The sequence below is a fragment of the Pollutibacter soli genome (assembly GCA_029269725.1).
Classification (GTDB): Bacteria; Bacteroidota; Bacteroidia; order Chitinophagales; family Chitinophagaceae; genus Pollutibacter; species Pollutibacter soli.
Genome location: JARJHS010000001.1, coordinates 484,730 through 500,543, shown reverse-complemented (window position 1 = coordinate 500,543; position 15,814 = coordinate 484,730). Strand labels below are relative to the sequence as shown.

Annotated in this window: 13 protein-coding genes and 1 pseudogene; 6 read left to right on the top strand and 8 right to left on the bottom strand. The window is 42.7% G+C overall.

Features of this window, described 5'->3' with window-relative positions; genetic code table 11:
• Positions 1-217 precede the first annotated feature (217 nt).
• A complete protein-coding gene (locus P2W82_RS02140) occupies positions 218-1,150 on the bottom strand; it encodes a DUF4249 domain-containing protein (protein WP_336514185.1) in 933 nt (310 codons plus the stop codon).
• Between the two features lie 85 nt (positions 1,151-1,235).
• Entirely contained in the window at positions 1,236-2,093 is an 858-nt protein-coding gene (locus P2W82_RS02135) for a sigma-70 family RNA polymerase sigma factor (RefSeq protein ID WP_336514184.1), read from the bottom strand.
• A 285-nt stretch (positions 2,094-2,378) separates the two neighbouring features.
• Here P2W82_RS02135 and ltaE point away from each other — a divergent pair, with 285 nt between their 5' ends.
• The 3 genes from ltaE to P2W82_RS02120 all read left to right on the top strand — a co-directional run bounded on the left by ltaE (position 2,379) and on the right by P2W82_RS02120 (position 5,469).
• Positions 2,379-3,395: a low-specificity L-threonine aldolase gene (gene ltaE, locus P2W82_RS02130; protein ID WP_336514183.1), complete on the top strand. Its 1,017-nt coding sequence runs from the start codon at positions 2,379-2,381 to the stop codon at positions 3,393-3,395.
• A 3-nt stretch (positions 3,396-3,398) separates the two neighbouring features.
• On the top strand, positions 3,399-5,048 hold the full coding sequence (gene pgi, locus P2W82_RS02125; RefSeq protein ID WP_336514182.1) for a glucose-6-phosphate isomerase: 1,650 nt from the start codon (positions 3,399-3,401) through the stop codon (positions 5,046-5,048).
• A 76-nt stretch (positions 5,049-5,124) separates the two neighbouring features.
• The gene (locus tag P2W82_RS02120; RefSeq protein WP_336514181.1) at positions 5,125-5,469 is read left to right on the top strand and encodes a hypothetical protein; all 345 of its coding nucleotides are present in this window, start codon (positions 5,125-5,127) and stop codon (positions 5,467-5,469) included.
• Positions 5,470-5,477: 8 nt separating this feature from the next.
• On the opposite strand, the gene P2W82_RS02115 is transcribed toward P2W82_RS02120, so the two are convergent.
• The 3 genes from P2W82_RS02115 to P2W82_RS02105 form a co-directional block, all read right to left on the bottom strand.
• Positions 5,478-7,562: a M43 family zinc metalloprotease gene (locus P2W82_RS02115; protein ID WP_336514180.1), complete on the bottom strand. Its 2,085-nt coding sequence runs from the start codon at positions 7,560-7,562 to the stop codon at positions 5,478-5,480.
• 718 nt (positions 7,563-8,280) lie between these two features.
• Positions 8,281-8,724 (bottom strand): DUF3276 family protein, encoded by a 444-nt coding sequence (locus P2W82_RS02110; protein WP_336514179.1) that lies wholly within the window; start codon positions 8,722-8,724, stop codon positions 8,281-8,283.
• 111 nt (positions 8,725-8,835) lie between these two features.
• Positions 8,836-10,689: an ABC transporter ATP-binding protein gene (locus P2W82_RS02105; RefSeq protein ID WP_336514178.1), complete on the bottom strand. Its 1,854-nt coding sequence runs from the start codon at positions 10,687-10,689 to the stop codon at positions 8,836-8,838.
• A gap of 312 nt (positions 10,690-11,001) precedes the next feature.
• On the opposite strand from P2W82_RS02105, the pseudogene P2W82_RS02100 reads away from it, so the two are divergent.
• Positions 11,002-11,250 (top strand): annotated as a pseudogene (locus tag P2W82_RS02100) (PepSY domain-containing protein); the annotation flags it as partial.
• On the opposite strand, the gene P2W82_RS02095 reads toward P2W82_RS02100, so the two are convergent.
• The 3 genes from P2W82_RS02095 to P2W82_RS02085 all read right to left on the bottom strand — a co-directional run bounded on the left by P2W82_RS02095 (position 11,208) and on the right by P2W82_RS02085 (position 13,204).
• Positions 11,208-11,885 carry a class I SAM-dependent methyltransferase gene (locus P2W82_RS02095; protein ID WP_336514177.1) on the bottom strand — a complete coding sequence of 226 codons (678 nt, stop codon included), beginning with the start codon at positions 11,883-11,885 and terminating at the stop codon, positions 11,208-11,210. The pseudogene P2W82_RS02100 and the gene P2W82_RS02095 overlap by 43 nt on opposite strands.
• Before the next feature lie 127 nt (positions 11,886-12,012).
• On the bottom strand, positions 12,013-12,366 hold the full coding sequence (locus P2W82_RS02090; RefSeq protein WP_336514176.1) for a hypothetical protein: 354 nt from the start codon (positions 12,364-12,366) through the stop codon (positions 12,013-12,015).
• A 34-nt stretch (positions 12,367-12,400) separates the two neighbouring features.
• Complete coding sequence (locus P2W82_RS02085; RefSeq protein WP_336514175.1) at positions 12,401-13,204, bottom strand: DUF72 domain-containing protein; 804 nt, start codon at positions 13,202-13,204, stop codon at positions 12,401-12,403.
• Positions 13,205-13,473: 269 nt separating this feature from the next.
• Between P2W82_RS02085 and P2W82_RS02080 the strand changes: the two genes are divergently transcribed.
• Positions 13,474-14,235: an OmpA family protein gene (locus P2W82_RS02080; protein WP_336514174.1), complete on the top strand. Its 762-nt coding sequence runs from the start codon at positions 13,474-13,476 to the stop codon at positions 14,233-14,235.
• Between the two features lie 237 nt (positions 14,236-14,472).
• A complete protein-coding gene (locus P2W82_RS02075) occupies positions 14,473-15,813 on the top strand; it encodes a GntP family permease (RefSeq protein ID WP_336514173.1) in 1,341 nt (446 codons plus the stop codon).
• Position 15,814 lies beyond the last annotated feature (1 nt).

Below are 15,814 nucleotides of genomic sequence, written 5' to 3'. Positions count from 1 at the left end.
AAAAAGATATTTTCAAGCCCCGCAGTAAGCTGCGGGGCTTTTTTGCCGGGAAGTCTCTGAGACTCAAAGATTGCTCTAAGATTTGTTTCGAGCTGCCTTACAGTCTTTGAGTCTTAGAGGCTATCGGCAGGATGATCTATGTTATTTTTTAAGAAACATTGGCGTCGCGCGAATAGTGAGACTGCCTTCCAACTGCTCCCCGACATAAATGTCAGGGCTATTTACTGATAACAATCGTCCTGAATTGCGATCCATACCCACCAAAATAACCCAATGCATTGTTGGAAATATTTGAAAGAATCTTTACCGGATTTGAGAATGGATTACCGATACTCTGATAGCTGAATTCAGAAGTTCGCCAGAAATCATATACCGCTTTATCAATTGCAGAAAGTTTCATTGTGACCGTATCTCCCCTGGTAAAAAACACATCGTCTTCTTCCAGCTCCACATTCTTATTGATCCCACGATCAACCGGCAGAATATAAGTGGTTCCATCGATCACCTGGTCATCATACACCGAATTGAGACCCGGGAAGAATGGTTGTGAATTCACCTTGGTGTAATAGCGGACATAATCACCATAACCAGGACGATCCGTTGCTTTGATCATCAGCTTTGTTTTATTGGAATCCTCAGGATCGATGACCGGGATGGGTTCCCACCAAAGGGAATCGATAATCTTGGTTGTGTCGGGGATCGTGGTATTCGCTTTAAAAACCTCACCGCCAGTATTTATCTCTAAGGAATAACTCACTCCCAACTGTCCAAAGATCGCGGTTGAAGGGTCATTTCTATTGTTTGTGTAAAAGTAAAGTGTGTAGCCCTGTACATCGACTATAGAATCTTCAACGAGCTTATGTGTCCTGGTGCCGTCGCTGATAAAAATTTCAGCATTATGTACAAATGAAGCGGCTAGTATCTCCGGGTTAATCTTGCTGAAATAATTCAAACTGTTGGACAGTACAACAAAAGGAGGCTGGTTATTTTCAATGCTGGCCTCGACTACGATTTTGGGTTCAGGATCATTCAGATCGATGGTGATGTCTTTTTCGCAGGAAACGAAAAAGAGAATACACAATACAGTATACGGAATACGGGATAGAGGCAGGAAAAAAGTATTACGAGGATTAAACTTCAGGCGCTTCATATCGATAGATCAACAAAGTTATCTCAAACGGGTTCAAATAAAAAACCCCCGCAACATTGCGGGGGCCAAAAATGTATCTGTGAGATCAGCCAAGATATGCTTTCAAAGCATTGCTGTACCTGGCTTTCTGGAGTCGTTTAATGGCTCTTTCTTTGATCTGCCTGATTCTTTCTTTCGTGAGATCATATTTCTGACCGATCTGCTCAATGGTAACACCATTTTCACCGTCCAGTCCAAAATATGCGTTCACGATTTCCGCTTCACGCGGGCTGAGGGATTTTAGGACCCTTCTGATTTCGGCACGGAGTGAATCCTTAATAACATCGTCGTCAGTATCATCACCACCCTGCAGTAAATCGCCCATCGCTACATCTTCTGCTTCATGCACGGGGGCATCGAGTGAAGTGTGACGGGTGTTGCTCTGAAAGATGTTGTTGATTTCTGTTTCGCTCATTTCGAGCAATTCAGCGAGTTCTTCTGTTGAAGGTTCTCTTTCGTGTTCCTGCTCGAAAGCCATATAGGCCTTGTTCGCTTTGTTATAGGTGCCAATTTTGTTTTGAGGCAGGCGGACTAATCTACCCTGCTCTGCCAACGCCTGCAGGATGGACTGGCGAATCCACCAAACGGCGTATGAGATGAATTTAAAACCCTTGGTTTCATCGAAACGCTGGGCTGCTTTAATCAAACCGAGGTTACCCTCGTTGATGAGATCGCTAAGAGAAAGCCCCTGGTGCTGGTACTGCTTAGCTACAGAAACCACGAACCTTAAGTTCGCCTGCACCAATTTGTCTAACGCCTTCTGGTCATTCATTTTAATGCGCTGAGCCAGAGTCGTCTCCTCTTCAGGAGTGATCATGGAAATCTTGGAGATTTCCTGCAAATACTTTTCTACCGCCTGTGAGTCGCGATTCGTAATTTGCGTTGCTATCTTAAGTTGCCTCATACAAAATAAATAAAATTGAAGTATCCTCTGATACTAAAACGTTTCACTCGATCTTTTAGACGGTTTTCGGGCAGATTAAAGTGTAAACGAAATGTTATAATTCATTTACTTCCGGTGTAGCCAGCAAATGTAAACACTGAATTCTGTTTTTCATAGCGTCGATGTAAAAAAAGGCAAAGATTCTTCAACAATCCGCCAAACCGGTGTTTACGATAACCTTTGCAGTTATGACAAATTTCAAATGAAATTGTTCGTAACATTTTTCGCAAACATTAATTTCGCCGGATGCGAATTGACTTCCGTTCCGATACTGTGACAGTCCCTACCCCCGCAATGCTGCACGCCATGCAGAAAGCTCCCCTTGGCGATGATGTTTTTGGTGAAGATCCTTCCGTAAATGAGCTGGAGCGGTTTGCTGCTGACCTTTTCCGGATGGAAGCCGCCGTTTTCTGTCCTAGCGGTACCATGACCAACCAGATTGCAATCAAATGCCATACCCAGGCCGGCGATGAAGTGATCTGCGATGAAAGCTCTCATATCTATCAGTATGAAGGTGGAGGCATAGCATTCAATTCCGGCTGCTCCGTGAGATTGATCCATGGCGACAGGGGAAGGATTAATGCTGACCAGGTGGCTGCTGCCATCCAGCCAGATGATGTCCATCGACCAGTGACTCGCCTTGTTTCTCTTGAAAATACATCGAATCGCGGTGGTGGTAGCTGTTATGAAATGAAAGAGATGGAAGCCATTGGCGAACTATGCCGTTCTAAAGGACTTTCTTTCCACCTGGATGGAGCCCGGTTATTCAACGCTATGGTAGCCAAAAATGAAAAGCCGGAAACCTATGGAAAATTATTTGACAGCATATCGATTTGTCTGAGTAAAGGGTTGGGAGCTCCTGTCGGAAGTCTATTGTTGGGCAAAGCGCCCTTCATTAAAAAAGCCCGCAGGATAAGAAAAGTTTTTGGTGGAGGGATGCGACAGGCCGGAATGCTTGCTGCTGCCGGATTGTATGCCCTGAATCATCATGTGGATCGCCTGAAAACAGATCATGAACAAGCTGCCTTGCTTGGTGCCGCCATTGCAAAAAAAGATATGGTCGCGGAAATGCTTCCTGTCGAAACCAATATCATCATTTTCAGATTGAAACCTGGTTTAACAGCGCCGGAACTTGTAAAACTCCTCGAAGGAAAGGATGTTCTGGCTTATGCTATCACACCGGAGAAAGTAAGATTAGTTGTTCACCTGGACATCATTCCAGCAATGCTTCAGCAAACCATTAATATTATTGAAAGTATTTAACATATGTTTCCAAAGATCAATCCCACAACCACATCCGCCTGGCAGGAACTTAAAGGACATCGCGAAAGACTCGGTCAGAAAAGAATAAGTGAACTTTTCAAAGAAGATCCGGATCGGTTTTCAAAATACAGTCTGATTGACGGTGATCTGTTGGCTGACTTCTCTAAAAACCTCATTGATGATCGCGTAAGAGAATCGCTTTTTCGCCTGGCGCAGCAATGTCAGTTGCCTGCAGCTATGGATGCGTTCTTTGGTGGCGAACTGATCAACGCAACGGAAGGACGTGCAGTGCTTCATCCTGCACTCCGAAATATGAGCGGAGAACCGGTACTCACCCAGGGAAAAGACGTAATGCCAGAGATACGCGCCGTGCTTAAACAGATGCAGGACTGTTGTACTGCCATCCATACCGGTACATGGAAAGGATATACGGGGAAGAAGATTAAATATATCGTAAATATCGGCATCGGTGGATCTGATCTTGGTCCGGTGATGGTCACTGAAGCTTTGAAGCCATACTGGAAAGAGGGCATCAGCGTACATTTCGTATCAAATGTTGATGGTACACATATCGCAGAAACACTGAAACTGGTAACACCGGATGAGACTTTATTCCTGATCGCCTCTAAAACATTTACTACCCAGGAAACCATGACCAATGCGCAAACCGCACGTCAATGGTTTTTGAGGTCAGCAGGTGATGAAGCACATATCGCGAAACATTTTGCAGCGCTTTCAACCAATGAAACAGAAGTTGTAAAATTCGGAATTGACAAAGCGAATATGTTTGTATTCTGGGATTGGGTTGGTGGTCGATACAGTCTTTGGAGTGCAATCGGCTTGTCGATAGCGCTTACTATCGGTTACGAAAATTTTGAAGATCTGCTCAAGGGTGGTCATGCGATGGATGTTCATTTCAGGACCCGCAGTTTTAAAGAGAACATTCCTGTGAACATGGCTCTGACGGGACTATGGTACACCAATTTCTTTGGTGCACAATCGGAAGCAATTTTACCTTACGACCAGTATATGCACAGGTTCTCTGCCTATTTCCAGCAGGGAAATATGGAAAGTAACGGCAAGTCAACCGATCGGGAAGGAAACAGGCTTCAATATTCATCAGGTCCCGTGATATGGGGAGAACCAGGGACCAATGGCCAGCATGCATTTTACCAACTGATCCACCAGGGAACGGTATTAATTCCCTGTGATTTTATAGCTCCGGCCATCAGTCATAACCCTATCGGTGATCATCACCCGAAATTGCTGTCAAACTTTTTCGCGCAAACAGAGGCGTTAATGAATGGAAAATCGGCTGAAACAGCCGCTGCCGAAATGTCAAAGCTTTCCGAAGAACAAAGAAATGCCCTGGTGCCTTTTAAAATATTTGAAGGGAACAGGCCAACAAATTCATTCCTGGTAAAAAAGATTACCCCTTACGAATTAGGCCGCCTGATTGCTGCTTACGAACACAAGATTTTCGTACAGGGAGTAATCTGGAATATTTACAGTTTCGACCAATGGGGAGTTGAATTAGGAAAGCAACTGGCGAATAAAATCCTGCCCGAATTGCAGGATTCGGCGTCTGTAAGCAGTCACGACAGTTCGACCAATGGACTGATCAATCAATATAAAAAGTGGGTATCCGCTTAAATTAATCTGATTGTAATTATGTAATCTGCCTTTTCTCTGCATCCGTTGTTAACAGGCAACCATTAAACAACAGATTATGAGATATTTATTGATAACTGCGAGTCTGCTGTTCGGCTTCGCGTCGGTAAAATCACAGTCAGGGGTTCCCGTAATTAAAAGAACAGATACGCTGATTCACAGATCAGATGTCATCAGGAATAATTTAAGCGGGCAGCGAATTTTAATTCACCGTGAAGATGGTATAGTATATCAGATGGAGCAGGATGGAATGCCCTGTTTCGCTCCGAAAAAATCCAGGGCTGCAAGCATCCCGAATGTGTTTGCACCGAAATCCCCGTTCAACTCCGATCATCCAATGCCGTCGGTTCCACCGAAAAAAGGTTTGCCCAAATATGTGCCGAAGAAGCCAAAGACTTTCTGATGTGATTATCAGCGATGAATTAGTTTCTCAGTCCATAGCTCATCTCCTATCCTGCACGAAAGAAAATACAAACCTGGTAACAGGGATTTGTTTTCCAGATCGAGATGAATTACACTTTGTTTATCCGGACGAATCTGTTGTTGAAATACCAGTTTCCCATCAGCACTTATCAGCCGGAAAAATGCTTTCTTCGTGAGTGTTTTTTGTAAACGGATACTGATTTTAGTGTCAAATGGATTTGTGATTATTTTGATATTAGCGGACTTCACCTGCACTACTTTAACTTCAGAATAACTGAGCTTTCCATCGTGATCAACCTGCCTTATCCTGTAGTACCAGTTTCCCTCGCCAGGGTCCGTATCATTAATTGAATAATCACTTGCATTGCCTCTTGGATGTACTCGCCTGATCTCTTTGAATTCATTACCAATGGAGGCTCGTTCAATTATGAAAAAAGACACGTTCTTTTCATCTACTGTTTTCCAGCGAAGCACCACATCCGCCTGATGCGCTGATGCACTAAAAAATGAATAATACACCGGCAACACCGTGTGATCATTAATGATCACAGGAAAATCTTCGGCCTGCCCATAGACAGGATTATAACATGCTGAGTTGATACTGAACGCTGCGTTATAAGCTGTCGACAATTCTTCGGTTACTCTTAGTCGTAACACAGTATTTGTCTGTGCAGTCAATGGCACCGTTAATGTGTTGCTCACGGTCAGGTTCATGACATTCGGCGGTCCGATATTATCGCCATAATAAAATCCTTCTGTCGTATTGTCAAAACTATTATTGTTATTGTAATCGATCCATCCGCGTAATTGTTCATAGTTCACAGACAGAGGCTGCATTTGAAAATTGTACGTTTGCCCACGAACAAGTTGGATTAAGTTCATACAATTTGATGAACCATCCACATATCCGCCATCCGCCATGGATGTACCTGATATAATTCGTCGACCCGCAAGATTAAAACTGATCAATCCTGCAAAGTTATTTGCCAGACCGGTAGCAGAGGTTAACGGAGTACATGAAGCTGCTGCCGGCGCAACGAATGGCGACAAAGGGTATGAGGCCGAAATCGCCCAGGATTGTGTCAGAGAAACCCTGTACTGCCCCCCGGTTACTGCCAGCATCCTTGCTTTTTGATCTGCAGTAAACAACGTTGAGCAATTTGTATAGTTCATATAATTGTGCTCGGTATTGATATGATAATTTGTACCTGTACAACTGTTCACTCCTGTTCGGCAAACACCAGTTGAGGGTTGAGTGACGGGATCTGTGTCGCAGATTTCGTCTCCATCATTTAAACAATCCGCATTTGTCGGACAAGTAGCAGTGGTACCGTCCTGGAATGGATGATATAGCCCGAGTGCATGACCAAGTTCATGCGGAAGCGTCTTCCTGTTTACCTGCATTTGTGATGCCAGTATTACTGTACCGTCCAGCGTTGATGGGGCTCCCGGGAGGTAAGCGAATCCACCAATAAAACTACCTCCGATAGTACCATCATGATTATCGATTTCATTGACAACCCAGATGTTGTAATATTTTGCAGGATCCCATCGGATGAGGTTTTTTACTGTTAACTGAGCCGCGCCCCCAGTTAGATTTACGTTCACGCCATTAGACACATAATTCGGAATAACCGATCCATTCGTTCGCGTAATGCCCGAACTCACATTGCAAAGCAAGTCCCTGGTTGCCAGCACAAAACGAATTTCAAGATCTCCGACACCTTCTGTCCCAGCCTTGGTACCACTGTAAATTGCGTTCAGGTCATTAATTGTATTCTGTATCTGAGCGTCGGACGGATTGTAAGCGGTGCCAATAGCACCACCGGTATGAATCACGTGAACCACTACGGGTATAGTATACAGTACCGCCGACGGTGCTAGCGTTCTTGAAGATTTTTTCTTAAGAATCTGGCTTTTAATGATTTGCTTTTGTTCTTCGATCCTTTTGCGGTAGGCCGCATCGGTTTTTAGCGCTTCCTGGTGTAGTTTATCAAATCCGCAGATCTCCTGACCGCTGACGATTCCGTATACACACATGCCTATAAACAAACAGATCAGTCGGTTTTGCATAGTTCGGATTAACGATCCCCTATTACGTAAAAAGAAGAATTTTATTTTGGGGCGGCGGGCAGCAGATATATAGCCGCTCCTTGTTGGTGTTACCCAACACTAAGCTTTGAGGACACTTTGTATCCAGGAACACCAACAAGTATACTAAATTCTACTCCTGTATTCTATATTTCTGTCTCTCTCCTTGTTGGTGTTCCCAACACTAAGCTTTTGGGACACTTTATATCCAGGAACACCAACAAGTATACTAAATTCTACTCCTGTATTCTATATTTCTGTCTCTCTCCTTGTTGGTGTTCCCCAACACTAAGCTTTTTGGGACACTTTATATCCAGGAACACCAACAAGTATACTAAATTCTACTCCTGTATTCTATATTTCTGTCTCTCTCCTTGTTGGTGTTCCCCAGCACTAAGCTTTTGGGACACTTTATATCCAGGAACACCAACAAGTATACTAAATTCTACTCCTGTATTCTATATTCTGTCTCTATCCTTGTTGGTGTTAACCAACACTGCGCTTTTGCGATACTTTATATCCGGGAACACCAACAAGTATACGATGTAGCCGGCGAACGAGAAACGAAGAACGAACAACTGTCTGCTCAAACTATGAACTATGAACGACGTACTGGCTGTTCCTGACAACCGGCAACTAAAAAAAATTCCCGCAGTCGATGCTGCGGGAACCTTAGTTATTTTGTTTAATCAGGCCCGAATTACCATTTGTCAACCTCTTCAGTAGCTGAATTATCAGCAGGAGGAGATACAGTCTCAGGAGCAGTTTCAACAGCAGCAGTAGCTACAGCAGCAGCAACTGTTTCTTTTCCATTTACATGTTCTGCTTCACCTGAATATTCGCCATCACCATCATTATCGTGGTTGAATGCATCAAAATCAAAATCAGGCATCAGATCAGTTTTTACATGATCCACAGCTTCTGTTAATGCTTTAATGAATTTGTTGAAATCTTCTTTGTAAAGAAAAATTTTGTGCCTGTCGTAGCCATCATCATTAAATCGTTTACGGCTCTCCGTGATTGTCAGGTAATAATCATTTCCACGGGTAGTTCTTACATCGAAGAAATAGGTCCTTCGTTTCCCTGCTCTGATGCGTTTACTGTAAACGCTCTCCATTCTTTTGTCGTTATTTTCGTACGCCACAATTATTGGTTTTGTTTGTTGTTTGACAATCACTAAGACGGACAAAGATAAAATTGTTTTTGAATTGTCAAAATTTCAGTGACAATTTATTGCAACACATATAAATCAGCGCTAATCCGCTACAGCACCGTTTTTCGACGGATTGTCAGATTCCTGGTTTTGCAGAAAAAGTTCTGAGTAATATCCATTCATCGCCATCAGCTCCTGGTGGCTGCCCTCTTCAACGATCATCCCATCTTCCAGTACTATGATCCTGTCGAAGTCAGATAAAGAAAAAACACGATGTGTGACAATGATCGCCGTTTTATCATCGAGAAAATCATGAAGGTTATTCAGGATCATTTTTTCCGTTCTCGCATCCACTGCACTAAGACAGTCATCGAACAAAAGAACATCAGCTTTTTTTGATATTGCTCTGGCTATCGAAAGTCTTTGTTTCTGACCTCCACTAAGCGTGACGCCCCTTTCTCCGATCATTGTTTTGTACCCGTCACTGAACCCCGCAATCTCCTTGTCAACCACGGCATAATGCGCTGCTTTTTCTATTTCAGCCGGCGACGTTTTGAAATTACTGAAACTGATATTATTGGAAACGGTATCACTGAACAGGAAAACATCCTGTGGAACATAGCTGATATTTTCCCTCAGTTTACCCAGGTCTAAGTCTCGGATATCGTTGCCATTGATCAGTATAACTCCCTGTTGGGGGTCGTACATACGGAGAAGCAACTGTGCTATGGTTGACTTGCCACTGCCTGTTCTTCCAACCACAACTATTTTTTCGCCGCGTCTTATTCTTAGATTAAAATCACTAATGGCTTTTATGCCAGTATGCGGATAAGTAAACTCTACATTTCTAAATTCAATTTCATTGATCTCGGTGAACTCAGGGGCGTTTTTTCGGTTACGGATCGCAGGTACTGTCAGCAGAAATTCGTTCAATCTTTTTTGCGAGGCACTTGCCCGTTGTATCATACTGGCTACCCACCCGATCGCACTTACCGGAAAACTAAGCATGTTGATATAAACAACAAATTCTGCTATCGTCCCAGGTGAAACTTTATGATTTAACTGATAAATGCCACCGATGAAAATCGTTATCAGGGTACTTAACCCGATCAATAAGCCGATCGAAGGAAAATAGATTGCTTCCACTTTAGCCAGGTTAACTGCACTTTTGCGGTAGGCCTCACTGTTATTTTTGAAAAATCCCAGCATCGCATTTTCCTGGACGAAGGATTTGATAACCCGGATACCGGAATACGATTCCTGCGCATTGGTAGTGAGATCACTCAGTTGAGACTGAATCTGCTCGCTCCTCCTGTTGATAATATTATTGACATAGTAAATCGCAACTGCGAGGATCGGTAATGGTGACAACACATATAACGACAGCTCAACATCTTTGCGCAGCATATAAAAAAGACTCAATGCAATTAACGTAACCAGATTACATAGATACATGATTGCCGGTCCGACATACATTCTAACCCTGCTAACATCTTCTGCCATGCGGCTCATCAGATCACCTGTGCTATGTGTTTTGTAAAACTGCGTGTCCAGCTCCTGGTAATGCCTGTATACTTCATTCTTCTGATCGAATTCGATATGACGGCTCATCACGATCAGCGTCTGGCGCATCAGGAACATAAAAAATCCGCGAAGAAGCGCCGATGCCAGTAAAAGAATACCGCAGAATAAAATGAGTCTTGAAAATCCAATACCTGCGTTTTCAAAAAGGCTTATAAACCATCGGATAACAGGATCGTAATACGTTTTCGTTCCGGCATCAACGGGTAATCCTTTTATTAAACCCAACTGATCCTGTACCTTATCCACCACATAACCTGTCAGTTGTGGCGCCAGAATGCCGAAATAGTTGGAAATGATGACGAAGAAAATGCCCAGCACCAATCGCTTCCTGTATTTCCAGAGATATTTATTCAGGGCCTTCAGATGTTTCATGACGGGCAAAGGTAAGGAGAGAGTAGAAACAGAATACAGAATGCTGGACACAGCATACCGGAATTAAAAAAGAGGTAAATAACAGAAAAATGGAACAAATGCAAAAATTAGAAGGCAATAAGGCAAGATGACGATTTCCTGCAGGGAAAAGGGATGCGTTTTCCTATATAAAACAATCATTAATTAACAACCATTTATCGTTTGTAATTTTCCTTTTTTCATAACGATTGGGACTTCCATCATTTCGATCAATACACCGGCAAAGAGCCTGAAGCAACATGGGAATATGGAGCCAGATATGCGGATGCCTATGCTCTAACACTCATTCGAAGGAATTATGATCTGCATGTTGGTGCTGTCCCCGGCCTTCCCGGAAAGGTCCTTGCTTTTCTTGCAAGCCGGATCGCAGCCAGCCTTCCGGTAACCGGAATTTATACCTGGTGGGGCAGAAAAAACAAATCCCAGATAACCGTCACCGCGAACAACAATGGAGGCGCTGCCTGTATAAGGAATTCTACCTATTTTTTTCCATGCAAAAAGACCATGCTTCCAACGGTATAAGCATCCAGTTGCGAAGCAAACCGGTTGACCATGGCAACGATCGCAGATGAAGACATGCCTATGCCAATCTCCTTGTTTTTTTGCAGAAAAGCAATGTATTTGCGACTGAATTTTCGGTCGGTTGTCAAAGCAGATATAAAAAATTTACCACCGGGTTTCAGTGTTTTGAAGATGCAATCAAGATAATGTTCCTTATTGTCGAACAAGTGTAACATACCAAACGAAAGGAGCGTATCAAAACTCTCTCTAAAGGGAAGATTGAATAGATCTGCAAGTACATAACTGACATTACTGCGATGGATACCTGTATTTTTCAACATGCGCTTCCTGGCAATCTGCAGCATCTCCTTTGAGTTGTCAACCAGGATTAAGTCCTGCTTAAAACTTGAATAAAACCGGGCAGTATGTGTTAAACCACCACAACCGACATCAATGATCTTCCCTTCTGCTTTTTCGACTGCCTGCTTAGCGAACCTCGCATAATCGCAAGGACTCGTTCCCCACGCCAGTTTATTATACCACGTTGTACTTACCAGGAATTCGTATAAACGCGCTTTTGTATCATAAGAACTTCCATCCGGTATATTTCCGTAACGATGAATTCCTCCTTCGACCAATGTCAATTTTTCCAGCATCACATTCAGTTGTTAGTACAAAGCTAACGACTGTTCGCAGCGCGGAACATCAGAAATGATTGAACAGTACGAATACTGGAATGAACTGTAGAAAAAACAACATAAATATCCCCTTTAAAAATGCTGATCAGGTTCTCCAGCGCTTTGCATTCATGAGCAGGATCATTGAAATCATGGTGAAAATGAGATGGGCAACTGCGTCAAGGAGGTAAACAGACCCAATGGTGTTATTGGTGAGATAATATAAATCGATTGTACTAAGAGCAATCGCGCTTGTTAACGAAAGAATCAATATCGGTAACGGATTTCCTCTGAAAAATAGTCCTGAAATCAGGCAGATAGAAATTGCGATCACTAATGCGGCTACTGTTTTCACCAGCCAGAAATCTGTTTTACAACCGGAAATTACCATGAGACTTTTGATGTCTGCAATAGCCCGGAGAGATGCAACAAGTGTGTAAATACTTTGCAGGAGGATCAATAATCAAAACGCTTTCGGATATCCCGCTTTTGAGTTACTGATGCTGTCTCTGTACCATACCGGCTAACCTGGAATCTATTAACCGATTAAGAGTCTGGAGATTTTGAATTGCATCGCCTATTGTATTGTTGAAATAGGCAAAAACTGTTTTCCCGGTTTGAATCCATTGAAAAATTTTCTCCGCCCATTGATTTAGTATTTCCGTAGAATAGCTTCCGCGGTAATCCCCGGCCGGTCCATGGAAACGAATATAAATTGTGTTGTTGTGTAATTGAGATATTGGCGTGATCGATTTCGGCTTATCATGGATGACAAGAGAAATATTTAAACTTTCTAAAAGTGAAAGAACCGGATTACAATACCATTTTATATCTCTGAATTCAACACAAATCCGCCAATGCTGTTCTTCATTTAATTCGGAAATGAAAAACAGAAGCTCCTGCAACAATGCAATATCAAAATCTGTTTTAGCCGGAAATTGTACCAGCAAACAACCTTTCTTATGACCTGCATTACCGATAACAGCAAAAAAATTACGAATTAAATCTTTGTCAGTTCCTGCAGGCTTCTGATGTGTAATTTCCCTGAATAATTTAAAAGTGAATCTGAAAGAGTCCGGTACTGTTGCCGACCAGTTTGCTATCGTTTTCCCAAGGGGAATTTTATAAAACGAACTATTGACTTCAATACTATTGAATAAAGAAGCGTAATAAGTTAACCTGCTCCTGTCTTCAAATTCATCAGGAAAAAATTGCTTATTAGGCACAGGTAGAAGGAGGCCACTGGTACCTGAAAAATATCTGCGGGAGAAATACCCGCTATCAAAACCCGTTGACATTTTCATCAATATTTACCGTTGCATATCATGTGCCAGCCAGTTTATCAGCAAAAAATTCCGGGTGTTCAAGCCTGCTCCGGGAATTCTTCCAGATTTAATGAAAAGTTGAACATTAATGTTGATATTTGAAGCAGTTTCTTCCTCATCCTTGCTTTTAATAGTTTGCCTCATTTGTCTTTCTACAGGATCTTATTAGTAACAACTATGTTTCCCGTGCCCGAATGAACTGAGATTTTCAGCTAATCATCTATTCTTAAAACCATTCCATCATGAAAAGAGTCGTTAACATCGGAGCATTATTAATGTCAATTGCAATTCTTGCCTCCTGCGTCAGTCAAAAAAAGTATAAGTCAGCAGTTGCACAGGCAGCACAACTGCAAACACAGGTGAATGACCTGAACAATCAGATCAGCGGCCTTCAGAAACAGGTGACCGACCTTACTGATAAGAATAAAGCCATCAGTTCCGAATTTGCAGGTTATAAAGCAGGATGTGAAGATTGCCAGCAAAAACTCACTGCAGTAAGGGCTGCACTTGCGGAGCAATATAATACGATGGCCGAAGTAATGAGCAGGTTGAGCACAGCGCTTGATAATTTCAAAGCCAACGGTGTTGAAGTATATTCCAGGAACGGAAATATTTATGTCAGTCTCTCCGAAGATCTGCTTTATAAAAGTGGAAGTTCAAAACTTGGAGAAAGCGGTAAAGCAGCGCTCGGTTCGCTGGCAAAAGTGTTGAACGACTATCCAAAGTTGAAAGTTATTGTTGTTGGGAATACCGACACCGTAAGAGTAAAAGGAGTTGCTGACAACTGGAGTCTCAGCACAGAACGCGCAAATGGAGTTGTGCGGATCCTTGTTAAGGATTATAGCGTAGATCCAGCAAGACTGACTTCAGCAGGACACGGAAAATTTGATCCGATCGGTGACAATGCTACCGATGAGGGCCGCGCAAAAAACCGTCGCACCGATATCATCCTGAATCCGGATATGGAAAGGATCTGGAAAGAGGCAGAAGCACAGAAGCAATAGCTTTTTCAGAAATAATCAGAATAGAAAAGGTCAATGCAATCGCCTGCGATAAACAGGTGATTGCATTTTTTATATCATTAGTGAGAATATCAAAATTTTCATCGACAATATTATTTAATAATAAGAAAACATTTCACAATCCAGACTCTACACTACTACCGACGAACCAGCTTTCAACTTTACACCTTCAGCTGTAAACTTCCATGCTTTTCTGATCATCTCCCTTAATTTTAGCGGATGACATCCACCTACTATCAACTGGCATTGATGATTGCTGGTATCGGTCTGATTGTATGGGCAACGGCTGTAAAAAAATGGAATGCATTTTTTGCGTTACTCATTGCTGCCTTGTTTGTAGCCATTTTCAGCGGAATGCATCTCGCCGATATTGCTGCTTCATTGAAGAAAGGGTTTGGTCAGACGATGGAAAAAATAGGGTTGCTGATCCTTCTTGGAACAACGCTTGGTGTAATACTGGAGAAGACGGGCGCCACAGTCAGTATGGCCAATGCCATTTTAAGAAGAGTGAATGAAAAAAATGCGCCAGCAGCAATTTCAATCATTGGCTTTATCATCGGGCTTCCGATATTCTGTGATAGTGGATTTATAATTCTAAACGGGTTAAATCATTCATTGGTAAGAAAATCAGCATATAAAATGCCGGTGATGGCCGTAGCATTGGCGACATCCCTGTATGCCGTCCATTGTCTTGTACCTCCGCATCCCGGTATAACAGCAGCAGTGGGCACAGCGGGAGCAGATATCGGAATGGTAATGCTGTTTGGAATAGCCCTTTCTATTCCCGCTGCATTGTTTGGATATTTCTGGAGCATACGCCGCAGGAAAAACATGCATTCTGCAGACAACAACTTAATGCATGAAGAGGAAATTTTCCCTCAGCTTCCCTCTGTGACAATGTCATTTTTGCCCGTGATCCTTCCAATTTTGCTGATCAGCCTTAAATCGATTTTATTGCAGACCGGCATTGCAGGTATTGATGCAAACAGCATTCTTCTTCGGATCGTTTCCTTTTCAGGAGAGCCGGTTATTGCGTTGATGGCAGGAATAGTCTCTTCATTATTTCTTATCGGAAAAACAAACAAAAAAGAAATCGGTCATTGGCTGAATGCCGGTGTTGAAAAAGCCGGAACGATACTTGCCATCATTGCCGCAGGTGGGATGTTTGGTGAAATTTTAATGGCCACAGGTATGGGAAAAAACCTGGGTATCCTGCTGAGTGGTTTTTCGTTTGGAATATTCTTTCCTTTTCTTATTGCAGCAATATTAAAAACCGCCCAGGGTTCAAGTACCGTTGCGGTGATCACTTCGGCTTCAATCGTTGTTCCAATGCTTGGTGATCTTGGATTACAATCCTCGATGGGAGTCACTTTATCCGTTCTGAGTATGGGTGCAGGGAGTATGGTGATCAGTCATGCAAATGATGCTTACTTCTGGGTGATCAGCAGGTTTTCACAACTGGATACTTCAGTTACGCTTCGTGTGTATAGTATGGCCACATTGTGGATGGGTGCACTTGTACAATTCTTTATCTGGCTGTTAAGTTTATTCCTGCTTTGAT

Bases quoted from the DNA above. Each gene is read 5' to 3' on its own strand.
- P2W82_RS02105 (WP_336514178.1), bottom strand. From the start codon at position 10,689: ATGAAACATCTGAAGGCCCTGAATAAATATCTCTGGAAATACAGGAAG.
- P2W82_RS02115 (WP_336514180.1), bottom strand. From the start codon at position 7,562: ATGCAAAACCGACTGATCTGTTTGTTTATAGGCATGTGTGTATACGGA.
- P2W82_RS02120 (WP_336514181.1), top strand. From the start codon at position 5,125: ATGAGATATTTATTGATAACTGCGAGTCTGCTGTTCGGCTTCGCGTCG.
- P2W82_RS02135 (WP_336514184.1), bottom strand. From the start codon at position 2,093: ATGAGGCAACTTAAGATAGCAACGCAAATTACGAATCGCGACTCACAG.
- pgi (WP_336514182.1), top strand. From the start codon at position 3,399: ATGTTTCCAAAGATCAATCCCACAACCACATCCGCCTGGCAGGAACTT.
- P2W82_RS02140 (WP_336514185.1), bottom strand. From the start codon at position 1,150: ATGAAGCGCCTGAAGTTTAATCCTCGTAATACTTTTTTCCTGCCTCTA.
- P2W82_RS02095 (WP_336514177.1), bottom strand. From the start codon at position 11,885: ATGCTGGAAAAATTGACATTGGTCGAAGGAGGAATTCATCGTTACGGA.
- P2W82_RS02075 (WP_336514173.1), top strand. From the start codon at position 14,473: ATGACATCCACCTACTATCAACTGGCATTGATGATTGCTGGTATCGGT.
- ltaE (WP_336514183.1), top strand. From the start codon at position 2,379: ATGCGAATTGACTTCCGTTCCGATACTGTGACAGTCCCTACCCCCGCA.
- P2W82_RS02080 (WP_336514174.1), top strand. From the start codon at position 13,474: ATGAAAAGAGTCGTTAACATCGGAGCATTATTAATGTCAATTGCAATT.
- P2W82_RS02085 (WP_336514175.1), bottom strand. From the start codon at position 13,204: ATGTCAACGGGTTTTGATAGCGGGTATTTCTCCCGCAGATATTTTTCA.